Here is a 23,080-nt window from a genome sequence, read left to right as displayed (position 1 = left end):
GAGCAGGTAATTAGCATAATTCGCGCTAATATGAATAAAAACCACTGAAGAAAAAGTGGTATTCATTGTTATTTATTATACCCAGCGAACTGAGCGTAACAGCTAACAACGCTGTGGCTTCAAGTACCAAGGCTATGGAGCCTGAAGATATCATCAGGGGGATTTATGCGCATTACACAGCTATCTTCTCAGTCATTTGCATTCCCCTCACCTGAGCTGGCTCTGCGCGAACCTAATGGTTTGCTGGCTCTTGGGGGCGATTTAGCCGCTCCTCGCCTGCTGGCAGCTTACCAAAAGGGGATTTTTCCTTGGTTTAGCCCCGGAGAGATGATCCTATGGTGGTCACCGGACCCGCGCGCGGTGTTATTCCCAGAAGATTTGCATATTAGCCGCAGCATGCGCCGCTTTCTGCGCCGTTGTCCTTATCGCCTCACACTTAACCATGCTTTTGCCGATGTGGTCAGCGCTTGTGCTGCGCAACGTGATGAGGGGACGTGGATTGGCGAGGATGTACAGCAAGCTTATTGCCAATTACATGCATTAGGGCACGCGCACTCAGTTGAAGTTTGGTTGGAAAATGAACTGGTTGGCGGATTATATGGCATTGCAGTAGGTAAACTGTTTTGCGGAGAATCGATGTTTAGCCGAGCTGACAATGCTTCAAAAAGCGCATTAATGGTTTTTTGTCATCATTTTACCCGTCAAGGTGGAGAACTGATTGACTGTCAGGTCCTCAACGCTCACACTGCGTCGCTGGGTGCGATTGAGATCCCACGAAACTTTTTTATGCAGCAGTTGAGTCAACTCCAGTTTAGTCCACTACCGGCTGAATGCTGGTTACCGCAATCGTTGAATTTTTCATCCGCGATGCAGTAAAGATCAACCGTTGAGAAAGTACCCCACATTAGGCTTTATCCCCTCTTACCGGCAGACTAATTTTGCTGAAATGGTGCGATGACCGCCAACACTTCTTTACATAATGTGGGTTTTTCGGCATTATCTTGCCGGTTAAAAACTAAGGTAGTAACACCTAGAGGATTCGATGGCCAAAGAAGACAATATTGAAATGCAGGGCACCGTTCTTGATACGCTGCCGAACACCATGTTCCGCGTTGAATTGGAAAACGGGCACGTGGTAACCGCTCATATCTCCGGTAAAATGCGTAAAAACTATATCCGCATCCTGACGGGTGACAAAGTCACTGTAGAGCTGACCCCGTACGACCTGAGCAAAGGCCGCATTGTCTTCCGTAGCCGTTAATCGGCTAATCTGTCGCCAGTTTAAGACTGGCGAGCTCTGAGGATGTAGTCCCCCTCCGGCGCCCTTCCCATTTATGGCAAGGGCGTTTTGCGTTTTCTTTTTTATCGATTGAGTAGGTTTATTCATCGTGAAATAAACAGCAAAATGCAAAAGTCACTAATCGTGGAAAACAAAAAGGGCGATAAGTTTATAGCTTATCGCCCTTTTTTATTGCCCGGTATACTTGACGCAGTAGTCGTGTAACGCCGATATCCCCCGAATCACTCAATACTCACTCATCGGGAATCTTTCATTTGCCATCGACTGCAACGCCACTTATTTCGGACATCTTACATTTAATGAACGGCACCTTCAGTTTTGCGTTTTTGCGCACTCTGAAACTCATAAGCCAGTTGTTGTTTTTCTTTATCCAGCCCAACAGTGACCGAGCCACCATCAACCAGAGAACCAAACAACAGCTCGTTTGCCAGCGGTTTCTTCAGATTCTCCTGAATCACCCGCGCCATTGGTCGTGCACCCATCGCTTTGTCATAGCCTTTATCAGATAACCAATTACGGGCTTCTTCACTGACTTCCAGCGACACGCCTTTAGCATCTAATTGCGCCTGCAACTCAACAATAAATTTATCGACCACCTGCTGAATAACAGTAGGTGACAAGTGGTTGAACCAAATAATGTTATCCAACCGGTTTCGGAATTCCGGGGTAAACACTTTTTTGATCTCTTCCAGTGCGTCAGTGCTGTTATCTTGCTGTTTAAAACCAATTGAGGTCCGTTGCGTTTCACGCACACCAGCATTGGTGGTCATCACCAGAATGACGTTACGGAAATCAGCTTTACGCCCATTGTTATCCGTCAGAGTGCCGTTATCCATCACCTGTAGTAACAGGTTAAACACATCTGGATGGGCCTTTTCAATTTCATCCAGCAGCAGAACTGCATGAGGATGTTTGATAACCGCATCGGTCAACAGACCACCTTGATCGTAACCTACATAACCCGGAGGCGCACCAATCAGGCGGCTGACAGTATGGCGCTCCATATATTCAGACATATCAAAACGCAGCAGTTCGATATCCAGTGCTTTGGCCAATTGCACCGTAACTTCTGTTTTACCAACCCCTGTTGGGCCAGCAAACAGGAACGATCCGACCGGCTTATGCTCGTGCCCTAATCCTGCGCGGCTCATTTTGATCGCCTCAGATAGCGCATCAATGGCTTTATCCTGACCGAATACCAACATATTCAGCCGATCACTCAGATTTCTCAGCACATCGCGATCACTGGCAGAGACGGTCTTCTCAGGAATACGGGCGATACGAGCCACCACGGATTCAATATCCGACACATTGACAGTTTTCTTACGTTTGTTAAGTGGCATCAGGCGGCTACGAGCACCAGCCTCGTCAATCACATCAATGGCTTTATCCGGTAAATGGCGGTCATTAATATACTTAACCGACAACTCCACCGCTGCGCGTATCGCTTTCGCGGTATAACGCACATCATGATGTGCTTCATATTTCGGTTTCAGGCCGTTAATAATCTGAACGGTCTCTTCCGGTGTCGGCTCAGTAATATCAATTTTCTGGAAACGCCGTGCCAGTGCACGATCCTTTTCAAAGATATTGCTGAATTCCTGATAAGTGGTAGAGCCAATGACCCGGATCTTGCCACTAGAAAGCAGTGGTTTAATCAGGTTAGCTGCATCCACTTGCCCACCGGAGGCAGCACCTGCGCCGATAATAGTATGAATTTCATCGATAAACAGGATGCTATCTTTGTCATTTTCTAACTGTTTCAGCAGCGCTTTGAAACGCTTTTCAAAGTCACCACGGTATTTGGTTCCGGCCAGCAGTGAACCGATATCCAGTGAGTACAGAGTGCATTCCGACATCACTTCAGGAACATCGCCCTGCACGATACGCCAGGCCAGGCCTTCTGCGATAGCCGTTTTACCGACACCGGACTCTCCGACCAACAGCGGGTTGTTTTTACGCCGACGGCACAATACCTGAATAGTCCGTTCCAGCTCTTTGTCGCGACCGATAAGTGGGTCAATGCCCCCCACCCGAGCCAGTTGATTCAGATTGGTGGTGAAGTTTTCCATACGGTCTTCCCCTCCTGCCTGCTCTTCATTTACCGGGTTTTCTGCATTCGGTGCTTGACCCGGTTCGTCCTTACGAGCGCCGTGGGAAATAAAGTTCACTACATCCAGACGGCTGACATCATGCTTACGCAGCAGGTAGGCCGCCTGAGACTCTTGTTCACTGAAGATGGCGACCAACACGTTGGCACCCGAGACTTCATTGCGCCCAGAGGACTGGACGTGGAAAACTGCACGTTGTAACACGCGCTGGAAACTGAGCGTAGGCTGGGTGTCACGCTCTTCTTCGCTAACAGGTAATGTTGGTGTGGTTTGTTCGATAAACGCTTCCAGCTCCTGGCGTAACGCTACCAGATCAACCGTACACGCCTCCAGCGCTTCCCGCGCAGCCGGATTGCTTAGCAATGCCAGCAATAGGTGCTCCACGGTCATAAACTCGTGTCTGTGCTCACGCGCTCTGGCGAAAGCCATATTGAGACTGAGTTCAAGTTCTTGATTGAGCATAGGCACCTCCCAATAATTGCCTTAATCAGGCTTTTTCCAGCGTACAAAGCAATGGATGCTCGTTCTCCCTGGCGTATTGATTTACATGTGCGACTTTCGTCTCTGCAACTTCAGCAGTAAAAACACCGCAAATCGCCTTTCCTTGATAATGCACATTGAGCATCAGTTGTGTTGCACGTTCAATATCATAAGAAAAGAACTTTTGCAGAACGTCAATCACAAATTCCATCGGTGTGTAATCGTCGTTGTTAAGTATAACTTTATACATAGACGGCGGTTTGAGCGCCTCTTTCTGTTTATCTTTGACTAGATGTTCAAAATTTAGCCAATCGTTGTTGTTACCCATTGCCTGCCCATCGTTTCACAGAACCATACAGGAGCAATACCTCACTCCGGTTATAAGACCATTTCATGCAGATATCTATTATTATTTTAACATCACTTATGCCATAACGCCGCCAGAGAAAGAAGTCGGTTTTTTTGCGTTAAAAGTGATTAAATTGTAACCAGATAAACACAATAGCGTTAGCTACATCAAACTTTGAATAACTGCCTTGGTCAGACAAAAGCCCTCCCCTTGACGTTAAGGCCATTTCCACTAGAGTGTATTTTCGTGAGCTGTTGGAGTTTTAACCAATTCGCGCTCACTTTAACCAGTTATTACCTCATCTCAAACTAGAATAGCCTTGCGAGGAACGTAGAAGTATGGAGACGGGTACTGTTAAATGGTTCAACAATGCCAAAGGTTTTGGCTTTATTTGCCCTGAGGGCGGCGGCGAAGATATCTTCGCTCACTATTCAACTATTCAGATGGATGGCTACCGCACATTAAAAGCCGGTCAGATGGTTAACTTTGATGTCCATCAGGGACCAAAAGGAAACCATGCCAGCCTGATAGTTCCACTCGGGTTAGAGGTCCTATTGCAAGAAGCCATACCGCAGGAGCTCGCTGCAATGGCCTGACACCACGCATTCACTCGCCTGCACCTGCCCATCAGCGAAACAGTCTGGTGCCAACGGTATTTCCCGGGCGGCGTGTTGCTACTAACATCGATTGCGTTTCAAAATGCCAGCCAACGATGACTGGCATTTTTATTTCTCATACTTCTAATATGCGGCCATATGAACCAAGTTCAATCCTTTGACTGATCTATTCACCAGCTAATTTATTCTCGAGCCAATTTATTCTCGAGCTAATGCATCAATCGGGTTTAGTCGAGCAGCACTGCGGGCCGGTAGATAACCAAACACAACACCTATCACTGTAGAGCACAAAAATGCGCTGAACAATGCAACCGGCGGGAAAGCTATCTGCCAGTTAGGCAGAAACATCTCTACAACCAGACCGATGGCAAAGGATAGCGTGATACCCAGAGCTCCACCGACCAGGCAAACCAGAATCGCTTCAATTAGGAATTGCTGCATAACATCACTGGATCTCGCCCCTACAGCCATGCGAATACCAATCTCTCGAGTGCGTTCGGTCACCGAAACCAGCATAATATTCATCACCCCAATTCCCCCCACCACTAATGAAATTACTGCCACCAGTGTCAGGAACAATTGCATGGTACGGGTAGTTTTTTCCGCCGTTTGCAACAAACTATCCATGTTATAGGTGAATATGTCTTTCTTGCCGTGGCGCATCGTCAACAACCGCACTAGCTGCTGCTCAGCTTCTTTGCTGCTATACCCCTCTTTAATGCGGATAGTTATCGAATCAAAGTAGGCACGCCCCATCAGACGGCTCGCCATGGTGCTGTAAGGTACCCATATTCGCAGCGCTTTACTGCTACCAAACATAGATTGCTTTTCTTCTACCACCCCAACCACGGTGGCAGGCATATTCCCCACCAATATGACCTGCCCTACGACGTCTTTCATATGCGGGAACAAGCGGCGCTGGGTATTACGGTCAATAACAGCAACTTGCGACTGGCGTTCAACCTGCTCACGGGTAATGGCCGTTCCCTGTTCGAGTTTCATACCATATACACGGAAATACTGTTCACTGACCCCCGATACGCTGGCGGCAACATCAATATTGCCATAGCGGAGCCGCATACTGCCTGCGATGGTCGGGGATACAGCACTGACGTAGGACTGTGCTTTCAGTGCTGCCATGTCGTCATAAACCAATGCCTGCCGGGTACTGGGGTCGTCATCACCGAAATCTTTGCCGGGATAAACATCAATAGTATTGGTGCCAATAGCCCGGATATCAGCAAGAACGAGTTGTTTGGCCGCATCCCCAACTACCAAGATAGAGACAACAGAGGCAATACCGATAATGATGCCCAACATGGTCAAGGCCGTGCGCATTTTATTGGCCGACATAGCACGCCAGGCCATTAATAAAGCCTCGCGGAAACGACCCGCCAGTTGCTGCCATGATGGAGCGGGTGGCGTCAGACTAATTGCCTCAGAAGCGGCCACTGCTTGCACCGTTTTCGAGCCTGAATCCGCCATAATGCGGCCATCTTTTATTTCGATAACCCGCTCAGCTTGAGCCGCAACAGTAGGGTCATGAGTCACAATAATAACCGTGTGCCCCTGCTGCTGTAGCTGTTTCAGAATAGCCATAACTTCAACGCTGGAATGACTATCCAGTGCACCGGTTGGCTCATCAGCCAAAATCACCTGCCCACCATTCATCAGAGCACGGGCGATACTGACACGCTGCTGCTGCCCACCAGATAGCTGGTTGGGTTGGTACCCGACACGGTCGCCCAGCCCCAGACGGGTGAGTAACATATTGGCCCGCTCGCGGCGTTCATTTTTACCCAAACCGGCATAGACCGCCGGTACTTCGACATTGTGGGCAGCACTGAGATGCGGCAGCAAATGATAACGCTGGAAAATAAAGCCAAAGTGCTCACGGCGCAGAGCCGCGAGTGCATCATTATCCAATACCGCCACATCCTGCCCTGCGACGCGGTAAACACCAGCACTAGGCTTATCCAGACAACCCAGAATGTTCATCAGCGTCGATTTACCCGAACCGGAAGCGCCGATAATTGCTACTAACTCACCGGCATTAATTGTCAGTGAGACATCCTGCAATACATCCACGGTCTCTTCACCGGACTGATAGCTACGACGGATGCCTTTTAACTCAAGCAATGCCGTCATTACGTCTCCTCCGTGCCACCGCGGCTAACGATGACCTCATCACCGATATTCAAACCAGAAATCACCTGTGCATCAACGTTATTACGGATACCAATCGTCACTTCACGTTTCTCTTCTTTACCGTCTTTCAGCACCGCGACCTGATAACGGTTAGTCCCTAACTCATCACCCAAGGCCGATAACGGAATAACCATTGCCTGTTTTACATTGGCAAGTTGAATTGAAACCTGCGCAGTCATTTGCAGGCGCAATAAGCGATCTGGATTCGGCACCTCAAAACGTGCCGAGTAGAAAATGGCATCATTTACTTTTTCTGGTGTTGGTTGAATATCTTTTAACACCCCATCAAAGTGTTTCCCAGGATCACCCAGCACGGTAAATGAAGCTTTCATCCCCGGTTTAAGATGAATGACATCCGCTTCGGATACCTGCGCATTCACCAACATAGTGCTCATATCCGCCAACGTCAGAATATTAGGCGCTTGCTGAGCGGCGATCACTGTTTGCCCCTGCAAGGTGGTGATTTGCACCACATCGCCATCCATTGGCGCAGAAATTTTGGTGTAATCGAGATTAATATTGGCTGTATCCAAACTGGCTTTAGTTTTATTAATTTGCGCATTAATCGTCTCTACCTGCGCTTTTTTCACTGCCAGCGTGGTACTGGCCTGATCCAAGTCTTGGCGTGATACCACCTGTAATTTTGCCAAATCCTGTTGGCGGCGCAGGGTGACCGCGGCCAGTTGCATTTCAGCCTTCGCCTGTGCCAACTGAGCATTCAAATCCTGTAATGTCGCCTCTACTTCTTTAATTTGGTTCTGTGCCTGTTGCGGGTCGATCATCGCCAGCAATTGTCCTTGCTTAACTTGATCGCCAATCTCCACATACAGTTTTTCCAACTGGCCACTGACCTGTGCACCCACATCAACTTTACGTACCGCATCGAGTTTGCCGGTTGCCAGAACATTCTGTTGCAAGTCACGATTGGCAACTTTTACTGTTTGGTATTGCACCGGGGCTGGGGCCGTCAGATGTCTGATGAGGAAAAAACCCCCGATAATTAACACGGCAATTATGGTAAGCCATCGGCGCTGACTGCGACTGAACTGAATCAAATCAATTACCTTCCCTATTCGTCAATTTTTCAATCTGCTGAAAATAGCATCAGAAATTCTCATTTAACTAAACCAAATATCAATACAACCGTGCTATAGGCGAAATCTAAGATGCATTGAGCCTCTGTTTAGTTCCCGTTTGTTTGAATAGCGCCAGAAACACAGCGATATTACGGATTTAATCATGCATAACATCAATAACACAGCATCAATCCCCAACAATATTAACCGTTGGGGGTTAATTACATTGCTATTCAAAGGTAGTCAGGCTCTGGGTGGCTCATGGCAAAAATTGCAGTTTCGGCTTAAATTTATCGCCCGGACCCTTATCAGCCCAAAACTGACCTTTCGTTTATTGGGTGTACTGGTAAAACAACCGTTACTAAACAGTATACTGCGCGCACAACCCGATTTGCCTTGTAAGTTGCATCGTCCTTATCTGACTAACACGTTCAATAATCGCCAAAAACTGGGGGTGCTACAGGATCATTTCCTCTTGGTAAACCAATGTATGCCTGCAGCATTACGTCGCAACTACTTGCATACTTCGCCCTATAAACTGGCTGAATTAATTGGCAAGAATGAGGAAAAGTATTCTCTTTATTTGGGTGTTATTCCAAAACTCAATAAGGAAGGAGAAATTACGCTGATGCTGGCAAATGAGCAACAGCAAACGCTGGCGGTGCTGACTTTCAGCCTATTTTACTATCAACAGCAAAAAACATTGTTTATTGGTGGGTTACAAGGTGCCGATAATGGAACACCACACAGCGCAATTCACACCAGCACTAAAGCTTGTCATGGTTTATTCCCTAAACGTTTGGTATTGGAAGCCGCATGCTGTCTGGCAGAGTTAATGGGAATAACACAAATTAAAGCCGTGGGGAATGAAACGCACATTTATCAAAACTGGCGCTATCGGGCCAAGAAAAAAGAGAAATTGCATGCTGACTATGACAGTTTTTGGTTGTCTGTTGGCGGAGTAGCGTGCACAGAAGGCCATTTCAATTTACCGACCAAAATCGCGCGTAAACCGATTGAAGATATTGCTAGCAAAAAACGGGCAGAATATCGCCGCCGCTATGAGTTACTTGCACAACTTGAGGGGGCGTTAGCCACGCATTTTACTCACGACGTGGCGTGACCCGTGTTGAAGTGATCTGGTGCTAATCGGCTCGACCACGCGCCAGCCAAACTACTTGAGAGAACATTTTTTTCAGTAATAGGGGGACAGATTCTACCCCCCTCTCTTTGGCCTGACTGGCAACCTCAATAGCCAGATCCGGCTTGGAGGTACGGTGAATCGCCTTTTCAATCACTCTACGCGGCTGCATTTTGGCATTGGCAGGAATTGCTGAGATCCGATGATAGACATCATCAAAGCCAGCGCGATATAAAAAGTGTTCCATATCTGGTGCTGGCAATATGGTCAGGCGATCCCGTTCATGATCGCGCCCATTGTCCGCCATATTACGCACCGTGGCGGCATACTTTTTACCGGCATCATCGCCATCAGTCAGAACATGCCATTGAATGCCCATCCGGTTGGCAAACTTAAGCAGCGGGCGCAAACCACTCTGAGCGAACTCAATCACTTTTACCCCTTCAGCTTCAAAGTGGTAACCACACTGGCGAGCAAACTCATTGAGTAACCAGATCTCTGTTTCACCTTCCACCAGCAGCCAGCAACGAGCAAACAGGGCTGAGGGCCGATTGAAACGAATATGGAAAGCGATACGGCGGCTATCTTCAGGGCTCATGCCACGAGAGCCAATACGATAAGTCGCGACTTTTGCCGATTCGCGCACCAATCGGCAAATGCTCTCTATCGGCACTAATGACACTAACTCACCGGAATTTGTCGTGGTAATCCGTTGCAGAGGGAGCTGGCTGAGCAACCCCCAGGCGACGGACAGCATTATCGGATGCAAGCGGGTTTCAGGGTCTTCTACCAGTAGCAAGGGCCGAGAATGGGGATCGAGACTCAATGGCCCTTTAGCCTGCAATAACGTTGAAAACATCCCTAAAAGTATCAACCGCATACTGCGGCTGTTCGGCTCAGCCACCATCCGGTTTATATTGTCGAGGGCCAGCCAAGCTTCACGTTCCGGTTGTGGCCGATAACGGTGATTACGCAAACCGGCGGACTGCGATCCAGACTCGGCAAAGTAGTGTTCCAGCAGTTGGCGCATCGCCTCCAAGCCCCGGCGTAATTCTGAATTAGTCAGTTTCTGTGGGTTACGGACCAACTCACGGCTTAATTGATCCAATTGCTGGTTCAACGCCACTTTATCAGGTGCATGGCTGTTTTCGGTGCTGCTACGGAGCCGGCGCATAAAGCGCGCATCACGCAATCGCAATACCGGGTGGATACGAATAACGCCACGTGCCAACTTCTCAATATCGTGCAAAGACAGTGGCTGGCCTTCTAAATCAAGGAACGTACGCCAGGTACACACCGTGCCATCATCAGCCAGTTCCCCCTCGACCCGATAATAAATACGATGCAGACCATCATCATTTTTTATCCATAATGGGGCTAAATGGCGGTAACGTGGGGAGTGCCAATGACCAATGTCTTTCTCACAAAAGGTAAAAATAACCTGTAAATGGCGCTCTTTAGCCGTCTCGTCCCCTGCCGGATAATAAAAATCCTGCACGGTAAAATGATAGAGTTGAGGTTCGGGAGACAACAGCAACGTGAGCGCATCTAATAAGCTGGATTTACCCCAGGCGTTCTCACCGATTAGCACAGTATTATCGTCAAGGCTCAATGAAATACGATTAATACCGCGAAAACCGACAATATCAACACGTTCAAGATACATGCTACGCCTCCGGTGCGAATTTATTCATACTGATACTACAGATAACACTGTTAACTCAGCAATCATAGTCGATTGTCTTGACGCCAGACGCAAAAAAACCTTACGGGTCAAGTGCCGCGGCCCGTGCGTACTGCTTTACTCTGCCGCTGATTTTAGATAGCTTATTGCGCCACAGCTCATTATTCATCTGCTCATGATAACCAAAGTCATTGGCGTTACAACAAGTCCACAAACGAATGATTAATCGGTCTCGAACCGATTTGCATAACATTCATGCTCGTTCACAGGGTGAGTCTCAAGTAGGTTCATTCATTCCGATGAGCTTACATCGATAAGTGATTCGGGTGGGCAAGTGCAGCTAACACCACAGTAACCTCAATGAAGAAGGGTATAGGACGGTATAACTCGTGTATTCAGGATTGTTGATCATACTTTTGCCGTTAATTATTGGTTATCTGATCCCACTTAGTCGCAAACCATTAATTCAATTAATCAACCGCTTATTAAGCTGGATGGTTTACGTTATTTTATTTTTTATGGGGATCAGCTTGGCCTTTTTGGAAAACCTCAGCGCTAACCTGCTGCTCATTTTCCAGTACACCGGCATCTTTTTTCTGTGTATTTTTTGTGCCAATTTGCTCGCACTGTTTTTGCTCGAACGCAAAATACCGTGGAAGAATACTCATCGGCAGGAAGCATTACCCTCACGTCTGCATATGGCGCTAGAGTCATTAAAACTGTGCGGCGTAGTCATTGTTGGCTTCCTGTTGGGTCTAAGCCAATGGGAGTGGTTGCAGTTTGCCGCCAAAGGCAGCGAGTTGGCACTGATTTTCCTGCTGTTCTTAGTGGGGATTCAATTGCGTAACAGTGGTATGACACTCCGCCAGATAGTGTTGAACCGCCGTGGCACCATGGTGGCATTTGTGGTAGCAATCAGTGCCTTACTCGGTGGTATGCTTGCTGCACTACTGATCGGTTTGCCGGTTAAAACCGGGCTGGCGATGGCCTCTGGCTTTGGTTGGTATTCACTGTCTGGTATTTTGCTGACTGATGCGTTCGGCCCAGTAATTGGTAGTGCCGCATTCTTTAACGATTTGGCGCGTGAATTAGTGGCCATCATGCTGATTCCAACCTTAGTCCGCAGTAGCCGCTCCACGGCGCTTGGCTTATGTGGCGCCACTTCTATGGACTTCACCTTGCCGGTATTGCAGCGCAGTGGTGGGCTGGAGATGGTCCCTGCCGCTATCGTCCACGGTTTCTTGCTAAGCTTACTGGCCCCGGTATTGATCGCTTTCTTTTCTTAATCACTTTATTACCCAGCGCCGTGGATCAGCCGATTCACTGTGCGCTGTTCCTACCTAATAGTGAATAAATTCTCATTCGCAGCAAAAGTTGCGCCAAATCAAAACAAGTGAAAGTTGCATTAAAAAAGCCTTTTTAAACCTCGGGTGCACCTCTATGCTTTTAAACACGCATTACAAATGCAACTTTAAAAGGAAAAATAATTATGTTCTGTGTGCAATGTGAACAAACTATCCGAACACCTGCGGGTAACGGCTGCTCTTACGCGCAGGGGATGTGCGGAAAAACCGCCGAAACCTCTGATTTACAAGACCTATTAGTTGCTGTACTGCAAGGGCTTTCCGCATGGGCATTGACCGCCCGCGAACTTGGTATTATCGATCATCAGATTGATAGCTTTGCACCCAGAGCTTTTTTCTCGACCCTGACCAATGTGAATTTCGACTCAGACAGAATCGTCGGTTACGCGAAAGAAGCCATCTTATTGCGCCAATCACTGGCCATTCGTTGCCGCTTGCTTGATAGCACTATCACGGTTGATCACCCACTGGCTGAGCTACAACTACTGTCCGACGATATCCCTACCCTGCAACAACAATCGCTGCAATTTGCGCTAAACAACGATAAAGCTGACGTCGGTGACGATATCCACGGCTTGCGCATGCTGTGCTTGTATGGACTGAAGGGGGCGGCGGCCTATATGGAACATGCCCATGTCCTGGGGCAGTTCGATGAGCAGATTTATGCTGATTATCATGCTTATATGGCCTGGTTGGGTACCCAACCGCGTGATGTCGACACGCTACTGAATAATGCAATGGGTATTGGCAAAATGAACTTCAATGTGATGGCCATTTTGGACCACGGCGAAACCCAAGCCTATGGCGATCCACAGCCAACGTCGGTGAATGTGCGCCCGGTTGCCGGTAAAGCTATCTTGATCTCCGGTCATGATCTCAAAGACTTACAAATGCTGTTGGAGCAAACTCAGGGAACCGGCGTTAATATTTATACCCACGGTGAAATGCTGCCTGCTCACGGCTACCCTGAGTTAAAACGCTATCCACATCTGGTGGGTAACTATGGCAGTGGCTGGCAGAATCAGCAGACCGAATTCGCCAAATTCCCCGGTCCGATCCTAATGACATCTAACTGTATCATTGACCCGAACGTAGGCAATTACGGTGATCGTATCTGGACCCGCAGTATTGTTGGCTGGCCGGGTGTTAATCACCTGGATGGGGAAGATTTCACCCGCGTCATTGAACAGGCATTGGGGATGGCTGGCTTCCCGTATAATGAGCTGGAACACTTGATTACTGTCGGTTTTGGCCGCCAGACCTTGTTGAATGCGGCAGATACCGTTATTGATTTGGTCGCCACTAAAAAGCTGCGTCATGTATTCCTGGTCGGGGGATGTGACGGTAGCCGTACAGAACGTAGCTATTTCACTGATTTTGCCCGCAGTGTGCCACAAGATTGCATCATCATGACACTGGCTTGCGGCAAATATCGCTTCAACAAACTGGATTTTGGTACCTTGGAAGGCTTGCCACGCCTGCTGGATGTCGGCCAGTGTAATGATGCTTACTCCGCCATCATGCTGGCGGTTAAATTATCAGAAAAACTGGGTTGTACCGTCAATGACCTGCCACTCAGTCTGGTACTGTCATGGTTTGAACAGAAAGCCATTGTCATTCTCCTGACCCTGTTGTCATTGGGTGTCAAAAATATTTATACCGGCCCGACCGCGCCAGGTTTCCTGACTGACAACCTGATGGCCATCCTCTACGAGAAATTTGGTATGCGTCCTATTACCACCGTAGAGCAAGATATGAGTGCGATTTTGGGGAGTTAAGTCAATATTTTGGCTCATTAAGTAATGGCACATTGCCCGGCCAGAGTGGTTTATTGCCACTGGTCGGGCACTATTAATGGCTTTTTGCCCGAAAATGACCTGATTCGTTGTGAGGTTTTGATGACTGATTTTATCCCAACCGCTGATTTTATCCCAACCGACTGTCCTACCGCCCTGTGCCCTAACCGCATGCAAGTTCATTCCATCTGGCAAGAAACACCCGATGTCTGGAGCCTGCGGTTAATTAATCACGATTTTTATCCTTATTTGCCGGGCCAATATGCCTTGGTAAGCATTCGCAATAGTGATGAAACGTTGCGGGCATATACGCTTTCCTCGACACCCGGTTTAAGTCCGTTTATCCAGCTCACCGTGCGCTGTTTAGCTGATGGGGAAGGATCTCGCTGGTTGACCCAGCAAGTCAAGGTGGGGGATTACCTGTGGTTTTCCGATGCTCAGGGCGATTTTACTTGTGCTCACGCTGATGATGACCACTACCTGATGCTAGCTGCTGGCTGTGGTGTCACTCCCGTGATGTCGATGTGTCGTGACTTACTGGCACGGCGTGCACAAGCAGATATCCGGGTGATATTTAATGTGCGCTCACCAGCAGATGTCATTTTTGCCGCTAGCTGGCAAGCCTTGTTACAGCGCTATCCACAACAATTACAGCTCACATTGATGGCTGAATCAGAGGCCAGCGATGGGTTCGTTGCAGGTAGAATCAATGCACAAATAATGCAACAGGTAGCACCTGACATTGCCCACCGCCGGGTGATGACTTGTGGGCCCGCGCCCTATATGGATTGGGTTGAGCAGTATTGCCGCGAACAATCAGTTCCAGCAGATCATTTCCAGAAAGAGCAGTTCCGCACCCGTGACGACGTTGTCGATAGCGGTAATGAATTGACGATGACCATCAGCCATCCTTTGCGCAGTGTTAAAGTCCCGGTGGGTACGTCCCTGCTATTCGCCTTGGAACAACACAAAGTACCGGTGATGGCCGCCTGCCGCGCGGGTGTTTGTGGTTCTTGTAAAACCCGTATTCTGCATGGCGAATATACCACCAGCAGCACCATGACGCTGACAGCAGAAGAGATTGCTCAAGGTTATGTGTTAGCTTGTAGCTGCCAGTTACAAGGTGATGTCCAACTGGCCTGAATGCCGATTAGCCTCCATTAATGGCGCAATTATTGCCAAACGCGCCATACTTTGACCTCATAGAATAATGACTCGCCATTAATCCTTGAGGGAACACAACTATGAAGCAAACTGTGGCAACACTGGTCGCAAAAACGTTGGAACAAGCAGGTGTTAAGCGAATATGGGGTGTAACCGGCGACTCACTCAATGGCCTGAGTGATAGTCTGCATCGGATGGGCACTATCGAATGGCTGGGTACTCGCCATGAAGAGGTGGCCGCCTTTGCCGCCGGGGCTGAGGCACAACTCACCGGGCAGTTAGCAGTCTGTGCCGGTTCCTGTGGCCCGGGTAATTTGCATTTGATTAATGGCCTGTTTGACTGTCATCGTAATCATGTCCCCGTATTGGCTATTGCCGCACATATTCCCTCCAGTGAGATTGGCAGTGGTTATTTCCAGGAAACCCATCCGCAAGAACTGTTTCGCGAATGCAGCCACTATTGTGAGCTGGTTTCTAACCCGGAACAGTTGCCACGGGTGCTGGAAATCGCCATGCGTCAAGCTATCCTCAATCGCGGCGTATCAGTGATCGTATTGCCAGGTGACGTGGCGTTACAACCTGCACCAGAAGATGCCGCCATCGTGTGGCAAACACCCAAATTACCGCTAGTTCAGCCGCTGATGAGTGAGTTGAACATTTTGGCGCAAACGCTTAATCAGGCGAAAAATATCACGCTAATGTGTGGTAGCGGCTGTGCTGACGCCCACGATGAAGTGGTGAAGTTAGCTGAAATGCTGCAAGCCCCGGTAGTACATGCCCTACGCGGGAAAGAACATATTGAGTGGGATAACCCTTACAGCGTTGGCATGACAGGGCTGATTGGTTTTGCCTCCGGTTATCATGCCATGCTCAATGCCGATACCCTGATTCTGCTGGGAACACAATTCCCCTACCGTGCATTCTATCCAACCAACGCCAATATCATCCAAATTGATATCAACCCCGGCAGTATTGGTGCGCATTGCCCGGTCAATATGGCGCTGGTCGGCGATATCAAAACCACGCTTAGCGCGCTGTTGCCACAACTAGAAGTCAAAAGTGACAGCACATTTTTGCAAAAAGCGTTAGAGCACTACCGTACCACCCGTAAAGATCTGGATGGTTTGGCGATCGCCAATGATAATCAACCCATCCACCCGCAATATCTGGCACAACAGATTAGCCGCCATGCCACTGATGACGCAATATTCACCTGTGATGTCGGCACACCGACGGTATGGGCGGCCCGCTATCTGGAAATGAACGGTAAGCGGCGTTTACTGGGATCGTTTAACCATGGATCGATGGCCAATGCCATGCCACAAGCCATTGGCGCGCAAGCAACGGCCCCTGACAGGCAAGTGGTTGCCTTATGCGGTGACGGTGGTTTCACCATGCTGATGGGGGATTTTCTCACTCTGGCACAATTAAAACTGCCGGTGAAAATTGTGGTGTTTAACAACAGTGTTCTGGGGTTTGTCGCCATGGAGATGAAAGCCGGTGGCTATCTGACCGATGGCACTGACTTGCATAATCCAGACTTTGCCGCCATTGCCAATGCCGCCGGTATCAAAGGGATTCGGGTCGAGAAAGCCTCCGAATTAGATGCCGCACTAGAGAGTGCTTTCGCTCATCCGGGGCCGGTTTTGCTCGATGTGGTCACCGCCAAGCAAGAGCTGTCGATGCCACCACAAATCAAATTTGAGCAAGCCAAAGGATTCAGCCTTTACATGCTAAGGGCTATCATTAATGGCCGTGGCGATGAGGTGGTCGAGCTGGCAAAAACCAACTGGCTCCGCTGATTCCCTAAGCCATCTGGTAACAGAATAATTAGCAATGAAAGTGGTTTTTTAATCACTTTCATTGTTTCCCCCCTCCAGTTTCTGATTGAGACAGAAATTATCCTTATATTTTATGTGTCATAAACGACATTTTTTACTCGTCACCCAGCAAAATAGCAAATAGAGGCGTACTGTCTTTTAATCAGTGGTTGCCATTATTTATCAGGATAATTGTTAGTAGCTATATAAGCAGCACGCTAACTTTATTTATGGTGGTGTCATTATGTCAAAGAGAGCCAAATCAGGGACTTCGGATACGGCTGAATTAACCTGTTTACTGCGGGCAAAGTCATACGGTGATAAACGGCCTTATTTTAAAAGTGATGATTACGTGGCGGTTATTCTAAGCCAGACCTTCCATTCATTCTTTTCTATGATGCAGAAAACCTTTCTATTGGGCGATGATAGTTTACATATCGCTACCCCGGCAGGAATTTACCCTTATATTGTCGCCAGAACCTTGTATATCGATGATCTATTTAAGAAAACCGCGGGTCGATTTAGTAAAATATTTATTCTGGGTGCGGGCTTTGATTCAAGAGCAATTCGTTTCTATCACGCACTGCAACATAGCCGGGTTTATGAGATAGACCATCCAGCCATGCAACAATCTAAAATAGAGAAACTCCGTGAGTGCGATATCACCCCACCTACCAATCTAACTTTTTTACCCCTTGATTTTAATCTGCAAAGTCTGGCGGACATTCTGGCGGATATCCCGTTACAGGCGGGTGAAAAATGCCTGTTTCTGCTGGAGGGGTTATTGATGTACCTCGAGCCAGAACAGGTAAAAACACTGTTTAGTGCCATAAGTGACTACTGCAATGAAGGTAGCCAAATTATCTGCGACTTTGTTTACGCTCATCTGTTGACGGAACTCTCGGTATTAACCGACGAAGAAGGCTTACCCCAGCACAACCCGGAATATGGCGCAAAAGAGAGTGTTGAACGTGTGCGCAGTATTGGCGAAGAGTGGACGTTTGGTATCACTACCCGCGGCATAGATACCTTGCTGGAGCAATACGGTTTCATATTATTGGATAAGGCTGATGCCCACGAACTGGAAACGCGGTTTTTTACCGATAAACAAGGCAAATGCCTGGAGGAAATTAATACATCTTCGTGTTTGGTCTATGCCCAGCGAGAAAAATCCTAATAAATCAGCCAATAATGCCAATTCGAATTAATTATCAGTTATCACGATAAATATTACTCACCAAATAGCTAAATAATACCTTTCACTCCTTTCTTGTTTTATCAATCTGGCTATGATGAAGAATATCTTCTTATTCTGACCGCGAGAAAATTATGCTGATCGATTTACGTAGTGACACAGTAACTCAACCTGACACCGCAATGCGCAATGCGATGGCTAACGCTGAAGTGGGTGATGATGTCTATGGCGATGACCCAACGGTTAATGCCTTGGAAGCTAAAGCCGCCAGCCTGTCAGGTAAGGAAGCGGCACTGTTCCTACCAACCGGCACCCAGGCCAATCTGGTGGCACTATTAACCCACTGCCAGCGGGGTGAAGAGTATATTGTCGGTCAGAAAGCCCATAACTATCTGTATGAAGCTGGTGGCGCGGCAGTGCTTGGTAGCATTCAGCCACAACCTATTGAAGCCAATGATGACGGTACCCTGCCACTGGATAAAGTGTTGGCAGCCATCAAACCCGATGATATTCATTTTGCTCAGACCCGGCTGTTGAGTTTGGAAAATACCCATAGCGGCAAAGTGTTGCCTCTTCGTTATTTACAGCAAGCTTGGGCGCTGACTCGAGAGAAGAAACTGGCACTGCATATCGATGGCGCACGTATTTTTAATGCTGCCGTCGCCTTAAATGTGCCACTAAGCGAGATCAGCCAGTATTGCGATACCCTGACGATTTGCCTCTCAAAAGGGTTGGGCACACCGGTGGGTTCCCTGTTGTGCGGCAGTGCTGAGTATATTCAACGCGCCCGCCGCTGGCGTAAAATGACCGGTGGCGGTATGCGTCAGGCGGGTATTCTGGCCGCGGCAGGCTTGTATGCCTTAGAGCACAATGTCAGCCGGTTAAAAGATGACCATGACAATGCAATATGGCTAGAGCAGCAACTGCGCGCATTGGATATCGAAATTGCAGCACCCGGAGCGCAGACCAACGTACTGTATATTAAGCAATCCGCCGAGGCTGCCGCCAAGCTTGGCCCTTGGATGCGTGAACGCGGTATATTGATCAGTGCAGGCCCGGTAACTCGAATGATTACTCACCTCAATATCAGCCGCCATGATCTGGAGAAAGTGGTTGCGCTGTGGCGTGAATTTTTGACCGAGCAGCGCTCATGACACCGCAACGGATATTGGTATTAGGTGCCAGTGGCTATATCGGCCAGCACCTGGTTCCAAAGCTCAGCCAACAAGGACACCATGTTATTGCCGCCGCCCGCCGCATTGAGTGGTTAAAAGAGCAACAGTGGTCGGGAGTCGATTGTCGCTTCGTTGATCTTTATCAGCCAACCACCCTCAGTGCTGCGTTGCAAGATATTGATGTCGTTTATTATCTGGTTCATGGTATGGGCGACGGGCAGGACTTGATTGAACAGGAACGTATTGCTGCTAATAATCTGAAAACGGCGCTACAACACAGCGCCGCAACCTCATCGCCCACGGTGAAACAGATTATTTATTTAGGTGCATTACAACCCGAGGATAACAGCTCGCCTCATCTGATTGCGCGTAAGTTAACCGGTGAACTGCTGCGCCAAAGCGGCATTCCGGTCACCGAACTGCGCGCCAGTATTATCGTCGGCCCCGGTTCGGCCGCGTTTGAAGTGATGCGCGATATGGTTTATAACCTGCCCATCCTCACCCCGCCACGCTGGGTTCGTTCTAAATCTTCGCCCGTTGCACTGGATAACCTGCTGGTGTATTTGACTGAATTACTCAACCATCCGGCACAAGATAACCGAATTTTCGAGGTTGCCGGGCCGGAATACATCAGTTATCAGACCCTGTTTGAGCGCTTTATTGCGATCAGTGGTAAACGGCGTTGGCTGATTCCGATCCCACTCCCTACCCGGTTTATTTCGGTTTATTTCATCAATCTGGTCACCTCGGTACCCACGTCGATTGCCAGTGCATTGATTGCCGGATTGAACCATGATTTACCAGCCAATGGTGAGGCTTTGCAGGCGATTATCCCACAACAGCTGATAAGTTTTGACGACGCGGTCAAAGAGACACTGCGCCGTGAAGATGAAGTGGTCGACTCCGCCGACTGGGGCTACGACCCCGAGGCCCGCGCCCGCTGGCGGCCCGGCTACGGATTTTACCCTAAACAGGCCGGTTGCCAGCTATCGACTACCGCCTCCAGTGAGGCGCTGTGGCACGTGGTGCAACAAATCGGCGGTAAAGAAGGTTATTTTTATGGCAATCCGTTATGGAAAATCCGCGCCTGGATGGATGACATCGCCGGTGGTGGCGTGGTATATGGCCGCCCAGAGCGGGAAACACTGGCATTAGGCGACCTGATTGATGGTTGGAAAGTCATTACAATCAAACCATTACGCCAATTAGCCATGATGTTCGGCATGAAAGCGCCGGGTCTGGGCCGTCTCACTTTTACTATCAAGGATTTAGGTGGCTGCCGAAGCATTGATGTGCGGGCGTGGTGGCATCCGGCCGGTTTTAGCGGTTTACTGTACTGGTTTGTAATGATGCCAGCACACCTGTTTATTTTCCGGGGAATGGCAAAACGCATCGCGGCGCTGGCCGAGCAATATGATCGTGAACCTACCGCACCCGCGCACAACGAATCAGAGCCTTAAATCAAACGGCGTGATGCATCCCCTATTTAATGGGCGTTGCAGCTAATAACGCTGCAAATTCAAGTAAGCAGGGGATTCTGATTGCATAGCACCGCATTTCACGAAAGAATGGCATCTTATTTGCTGGGCGAATGATTCCAAACGCTAGCATTCTGATTTTTGGTGGGAACCGAATTCGCTATGAAGGTATTGGTCACCGGTGCAACCTGTGGGTTAGGCCGAAATGCCGTTGAATATCTCCGTCGTCAGGGTATTAAAGTCATCGCCACCGGCAACAATCCGGCGATGGGCGCATTGTTGACAAAAATAGGTGCTGAATTTATTCATGCAGATTTGACAAACCTGGTCTCCTCGCAGGCGAAAGCCATGCTGGCAGACGTCGATACCCTATGGCATTGCTCTAGTTTTACCTCTCCTTGGGGCACCGAACAGGCGTTCGAACTGGCTAATGTGCGCGCCACACGCCGTTTGGGGGAATGGGCCGCAGCCTATGGTGTGGAGAATTTTATTCATATCTCCTCACCTGCTATCTATTTCGATTATCACCACCATCGAAATATTCAGGAGGACTTCCGCCCGGCACGTTTTGCTAACGAGTTCGCCCGCAGTAAAGCTGCCGGTGAAGAGGTTATCAAACAATTAGCACTTTCCAATCCACAAACCCATTTCACTATTTTACGTCCGCAGGGGTTATTTGGCCCTCACGACACCGTGATGCTGCCGCGCCTGTTACAGATGATTAAGTATTATGGCACTTTGCTGTTACCCCGTGGCGGTAATGCGTTGGTGGATATGACTTACCTGGAAAATGCAGTGCATGCGATGTGGCTGGCGACTCAACGTGAGAACACGCTGTCCGGTCGCGCTTATAATATTACCAATCAGCAGCCCCGCCCGTTGCGCACCATCGTGCAACATTTACTGGAAGAGTTGGATATGACATGCCGTATCCGCTCCGTGCCCTACCCGATGATGGATATCATGGCCAGAGCCATGGAGAAACTGGGGAATAAAGCAGAAAAAGAGCCGGTGCTGACACATTATGGCGTCGCTAAGCTCAATTTTGATCTAACGTTGGATACCCACCGAGCTGAAGAAGAATTAGGCTATCGGCCCATTGTCTCACTGGACGAAGGGATTATCCGTACCGCCCGCTGGCTGAAAGAGCACGGTAAGTTATGCGCTAAGTAAAACAGCACCCTAGGTAAAAATTGGTGGAAATGGTTGATTTACTGACCAACTGCAACTCTGATGACTTTGGGTATATACTGAAATAACTTTCATAACAGATTCTTTCACCTAAGGTCATCATATGAAAAAGAAAAATATTGCCGTTGTTCTTCCTCTTGCCATTCTACTTAGCGCCTGTACCAGCACCGTTGATCCCGCTTATAAGGATATCAGCAGCCGTACTGCACCTTGTGTTGAAGGTGGGCCGGATACCGTAGCGCAAAAATTCTATGACCTCCGCGTGCAACAAATTGGTCATCAAAGTGGCTTGCCTGATGATAATCTCTCGGCCCAATTTCGCCCTTATTTGAGTCAGGCGTTGTACGAACAAATTCAGATTGCCAGAAAACAGACTGGCAACCGCACTACGACCCAGGTGAATAAAACTCAAACCATAAACGGCGATATTTTCACCAGCCTGCGGGAAGGGAGTACCAGTGCCGACGTTGCCAGTGCCTCAACCATTCCCAATACCGATGCCAGAAATATTCCGCTGCGGGTTAATTTGACGCATCAAACTGCAGGTGGCCAATCGGTGATGTGGCAAGACGAAGTGCTGATGATACGTGAAGGGACATGCTGGGTTGTCGACGATATCCGTTTTATGGGGGTATCTGCATCGGCAGGGAGCTTGCGGCAGCTACTGGGTGATCACTAACCAGCCCAAAATGCCACCAACACCCCTGCAATTTGAAAGAAAATGAGTATCCCCTATAGATTTCGGATTGCAGGTAGGCGGCAAAAGAGTGCATCCCGATGAGCTTACACTGGTAAGTGATTCGGGTTGGCGAGAGCAGCCAACACCCCTGCAATTTGAAAGATAACGGGGATAGCTCTGTCAGATTTATGCATCGCGTGACAAATTCCCTCGGATATCAGTCAAATCCAAATGTTATGCTGTTTTGCTGGG

General features: G+C 48.6%; 19 protein-coding genes. 13 read left to right on the top strand and 6 right to left on the bottom strand.

The window, feature by feature from the left end; genetic code table 11:
* Positions 1-165 precede the first annotated feature (165 nt).
* Together A6J66_002920 and A6J66_002915 are read left to right on the top strand one after the other, a co-directional pair.
* Positions 166-876 (top strand): leucyl/phenylalanyl-tRNA--protein transferase, encoded by a 711-nt coding sequence (locus A6J66_002920; protein ID PNM23233.1) that lies wholly within the window; start codon positions 166-168, stop codon positions 874-876.
* Positions 877-1,042: 166 nt separating this feature from the next.
* The gene (locus A6J66_002915) at positions 1,043-1,261 is read left to right on the top strand and encodes a translation initiation factor IF-1 (protein ID PNM23232.1); all 219 of its coding nucleotides are present in this window, start codon (positions 1,043-1,045) and stop codon (positions 1,259-1,261) included.
* A 335-nt stretch (positions 1,262-1,596) separates the two neighbouring features.
* Here A6J66_002915 and A6J66_002910 read toward each other — a convergent pair whose 3' ends face one another.
* Together A6J66_002910 and A6J66_002905 are read right to left on the bottom strand one after the other, a co-directional pair.
* The gene (locus tag A6J66_002910; protein ID PNM23231.1) at positions 1,597-3,873 is read right to left on the bottom strand and encodes an ATP-dependent Clp protease ATP-binding subunit ClpA; all 2,277 of its coding nucleotides are present in this window, start codon (positions 3,871-3,873) and stop codon (positions 1,597-1,599) included.
* 25 nt (positions 3,874-3,898) lie between these two features.
* The gene (locus A6J66_002905; protein ID PNM23230.1) at positions 3,899-4,219 is read right to left on the bottom strand and encodes an ATP-dependent Clp protease adapter ClpS; all 321 of its coding nucleotides are present in this window, start codon (positions 4,217-4,219) and stop codon (positions 3,899-3,901) included.
* 359 nt (positions 4,220-4,578) lie between these two features.
* On the opposite strand from A6J66_002905, the gene cspD reads away from it, so the two are divergent.
* Positions 4,579-4,836, top strand: a complete 258-nt coding sequence (gene cspD, locus A6J66_002900; GenBank protein PNM23229.1) for a cold shock domain protein CspD — start codon at positions 4,579-4,581, stop codon at positions 4,834-4,836.
* A gap of 219 nt (positions 4,837-5,055) precedes the next feature.
* Here cspD and A6J66_002895 read toward each other — a convergent pair whose 3' ends face one another.
* Complete coding sequence (locus A6J66_002895) at positions 5,056-7,005, bottom strand: macrolide ABC transporter ATP-binding protein/permease MacB (protein PNM23228.1); 1,950 nt, start codon at positions 7,003-7,005, stop codon at positions 5,056-5,058.
* Positions 7,005-8,120 (bottom strand): macrolide transporter subunit MacA, encoded by a 1,116-nt coding sequence (locus A6J66_002890; protein PNM23227.1) that lies wholly within the window; start codon positions 8,118-8,120, stop codon positions 7,005-7,007. The genes A6J66_002895 and A6J66_002890 overlap by 1 nt, the downstream gene beginning before the upstream one ends.
* A 184-nt stretch (positions 8,121-8,304) precedes the next feature.
* Here A6J66_002890 and A6J66_002885 point away from each other — a divergent pair, with 184 nt between their 5' ends.
* Positions 8,305-9,264 carry a DUF535 domain-containing protein gene (locus tag A6J66_002885; GenBank protein ID PNM23226.1) on the top strand — a complete coding sequence of 320 codons (960 nt, stop codon included), beginning with the start codon at positions 8,305-8,307 and terminating at the stop codon, positions 9,262-9,264.
* Between the two features lie 22 nt (positions 9,265-9,286).
* Here A6J66_002885 and A6J66_002880 read toward each other — a convergent pair whose 3' ends face one another.
* A complete protein-coding gene (locus tag A6J66_002880; GenBank protein ID PNM23225.1) occupies positions 9,287-10,948 on the bottom strand; it encodes a DUF2813 domain-containing protein in 1,662 nt (553 codons plus the stop codon).
* 407 nt (positions 10,949-11,355) lie between these two features.
* Here A6J66_002880 and A6J66_002875 point away from each other — a divergent pair, with 407 nt between their 5' ends.
* The 9 genes from A6J66_002875 to A6J66_002835 all read left to right on the top strand — a co-directional run bounded on the left by A6J66_002875 (position 11,356) and on the right by A6J66_002835 (position 22,828).
* Positions 11,356-12,252 carry a DUF340 domain-containing protein gene (locus A6J66_002875; GenBank protein ID PNM23224.1) on the top strand — a complete coding sequence of 299 codons (897 nt, stop codon included), beginning with the start codon at positions 11,356-11,358 and terminating at the stop codon, positions 12,250-12,252.
* A gap of 272 nt (positions 12,253-12,524) precedes the next feature.
* Positions 12,525-14,108 carry a hydroxylamine reductase gene (hcp, locus tag A6J66_002870; GenBank protein PNM26875.1) on the top strand — a complete coding sequence of 528 codons (1,584 nt, stop codon included), beginning with the start codon at positions 12,525-12,527 and terminating at the stop codon, positions 14,106-14,108.
* A gap of 120 nt (positions 14,109-14,228) precedes the next feature.
* A complete protein-coding gene (locus A6J66_002865; protein ID PNM26874.1) occupies positions 14,229-15,269 on the top strand; it encodes an NADH oxidoreductase in 1,041 nt (346 codons plus the stop codon).
* A gap of 101 nt (positions 15,270-15,370) precedes the next feature.
* Entirely contained in the window at positions 15,371-17,092 is a 1,722-nt protein-coding gene (locus A6J66_002860) for a ubiquinone-dependent pyruvate dehydrogenase (GenBank protein ID PNM23223.1), read from the top strand.
* A 262-nt stretch (positions 17,093-17,354) separates the two neighbouring features.
* Positions 17,355-18,287 carry a class I SAM-dependent methyltransferase gene (locus A6J66_002855; GenBank protein ID PNM23222.1) on the top strand — a complete coding sequence of 311 codons (933 nt, stop codon included), beginning with the start codon at positions 17,355-17,357 and terminating at the stop codon, positions 18,285-18,287.
* A gap of 152 nt (positions 18,288-18,439) precedes the next feature.
* On the top strand, positions 18,440-19,459 hold the full coding sequence (locus A6J66_002850; GenBank protein ID PNM23221.1) for a low-specificity L-threonine aldolase: 1,020 nt from the start codon (positions 18,440-18,442) through the stop codon (positions 19,457-19,459).
* Positions 19,456-20,940, top strand: a complete 1,485-nt coding sequence (locus A6J66_002845; protein PNM23220.1) for a DUF2867 domain-containing protein — start codon at positions 19,456-19,458, stop codon at positions 20,938-20,940. The genes A6J66_002850 and A6J66_002845 overlap by 4 nt, the downstream gene beginning before the upstream one ends.
* A gap of 180 nt (positions 20,941-21,120) precedes the next feature.
* The gene (locus tag A6J66_002840; GenBank protein PNM23219.1) at positions 21,121-22,131 is read left to right on the top strand and encodes an NAD(P)-dependent oxidoreductase; all 1,011 of its coding nucleotides are present in this window, start codon (positions 21,121-21,123) and stop codon (positions 22,129-22,131) included.
* A 121-nt stretch (positions 22,132-22,252) separates the two neighbouring features.
* Positions 22,253-22,828 carry a lipoprotein gene (locus A6J66_002835; GenBank protein ID PNM23218.1) on the top strand — a complete coding sequence of 192 codons (576 nt, stop codon included), beginning with the start codon at positions 22,253-22,255 and terminating at the stop codon, positions 22,826-22,828.
* Positions 22,829-22,932: 104 nt separating this feature from the next.
* Here the strand turns inward: A6J66_002835 and A6J66_002830 are convergent, their stop codons facing one another.
* Positions 22,933-23,022: an AAA family ATPase gene (locus A6J66_002830; GenBank protein ID PNM23217.1), complete on the bottom strand. Its 90-nt coding sequence runs from the start codon at positions 23,020-23,022 to the stop codon at positions 22,933-22,935.
* Between the last annotated feature and the right edge of the window lie 58 nt (positions 23,023-23,080).

This window comes from Yersinia enterocolitica (assembly GCA_002082245.2).
Lineage (GTDB): Bacteria > Pseudomonadota > Gammaproteobacteria > Enterobacterales > Enterobacteriaceae > Yersinia > Yersinia enterocolitica_E.
This window is presented reverse-complemented; position numbering and strand designations above follow the sequence as displayed.

Coding starts and splice junctions, on each gene's coding strand:
- A6J66_002865 (PNM26874.1), top strand. CDS start 14,229: ATGACTGATTTTATCCCAACCGCTGATTTTATCCCAACCGACTGTCCT.
- A6J66_002885 (PNM23226.1), top strand. CDS start 8,305: ATGCATAACATCAATAACACAGCATCAATCCCCAACAATATTAACCGT.
- A6J66_002850 (PNM23221.1), top strand. CDS start 18,440: ATGCTGATCGATTTACGTAGTGACACAGTAACTCAACCTGACACCGCA.
- A6J66_002910 (PNM23231.1), bottom strand. CDS start 3,873: ATGCTCAATCAAGAACTTGAACTCAGTCTCAATATGGCTTTCGCCAGA.
- A6J66_002860 (PNM23223.1), top strand. CDS start 15,371: ATGAAGCAAACTGTGGCAACACTGGTCGCAAAAACGTTGGAACAAGCA.
- A6J66_002835 (PNM23218.1), top strand. CDS start 22,253: ATGAAAAAGAAAAATATTGCCGTTGTTCTTCCTCTTGCCATTCTACTT.
- A6J66_002840 (PNM23219.1), top strand. CDS start 21,121: ATGAAGGTATTGGTCACCGGTGCAACCTGTGGGTTAGGCCGAAATGCC.
- cspD (PNM23229.1), top strand. CDS start 4,579: ATGGAGACGGGTACTGTTAAATGGTTCAACAATGCCAAAGGTTTTGGC.
- A6J66_002845 (PNM23220.1), top strand. CDS start 19,456: ATGACACCGCAACGGATATTGGTATTAGGTGCCAGTGGCTATATCGGC.
- A6J66_002830 (PNM23217.1), bottom strand. CDS start 23,022: ATGCATAAATCTGACAGAGCTATCCCCGTTATCTTTCAAATTGCAGGG.
- A6J66_002905 (PNM23230.1), bottom strand. CDS start 4,219: ATGGGTAACAACAACGATTGGCTAAATTTTGAACATCTAGTCAAAGAT.
- hcp (PNM26875.1), top strand. CDS start 12,525: ATGTGCGGAAAAACCGCCGAAACCTCTGATTTACAAGACCTATTAGTT.
- A6J66_002920 (PNM23233.1), top strand. CDS start 166: ATGCGCATTACACAGCTATCTTCTCAGTCATTTGCATTCCCCTCACCT.
- A6J66_002855 (PNM23222.1), top strand. CDS start 17,355: ATGTCAAAGAGAGCCAAATCAGGGACTTCGGATACGGCTGAATTAACC.
- A6J66_002880 (PNM23225.1), bottom strand. CDS start 10,948: ATGTATCTTGAACGTGTTGATATTGTCGGTTTTCGCGGTATTAATCGT.
- A6J66_002915 (PNM23232.1), top strand. CDS start 1,043: ATGGCCAAAGAAGACAATATTGAAATGCAGGGCACCGTTCTTGATACG.
- A6J66_002895 (PNM23228.1), bottom strand. CDS start 7,005: ATGACGGCATTGCTTGAGTTAAAAGGCATCCGTCGTAGCTATCAGTCC.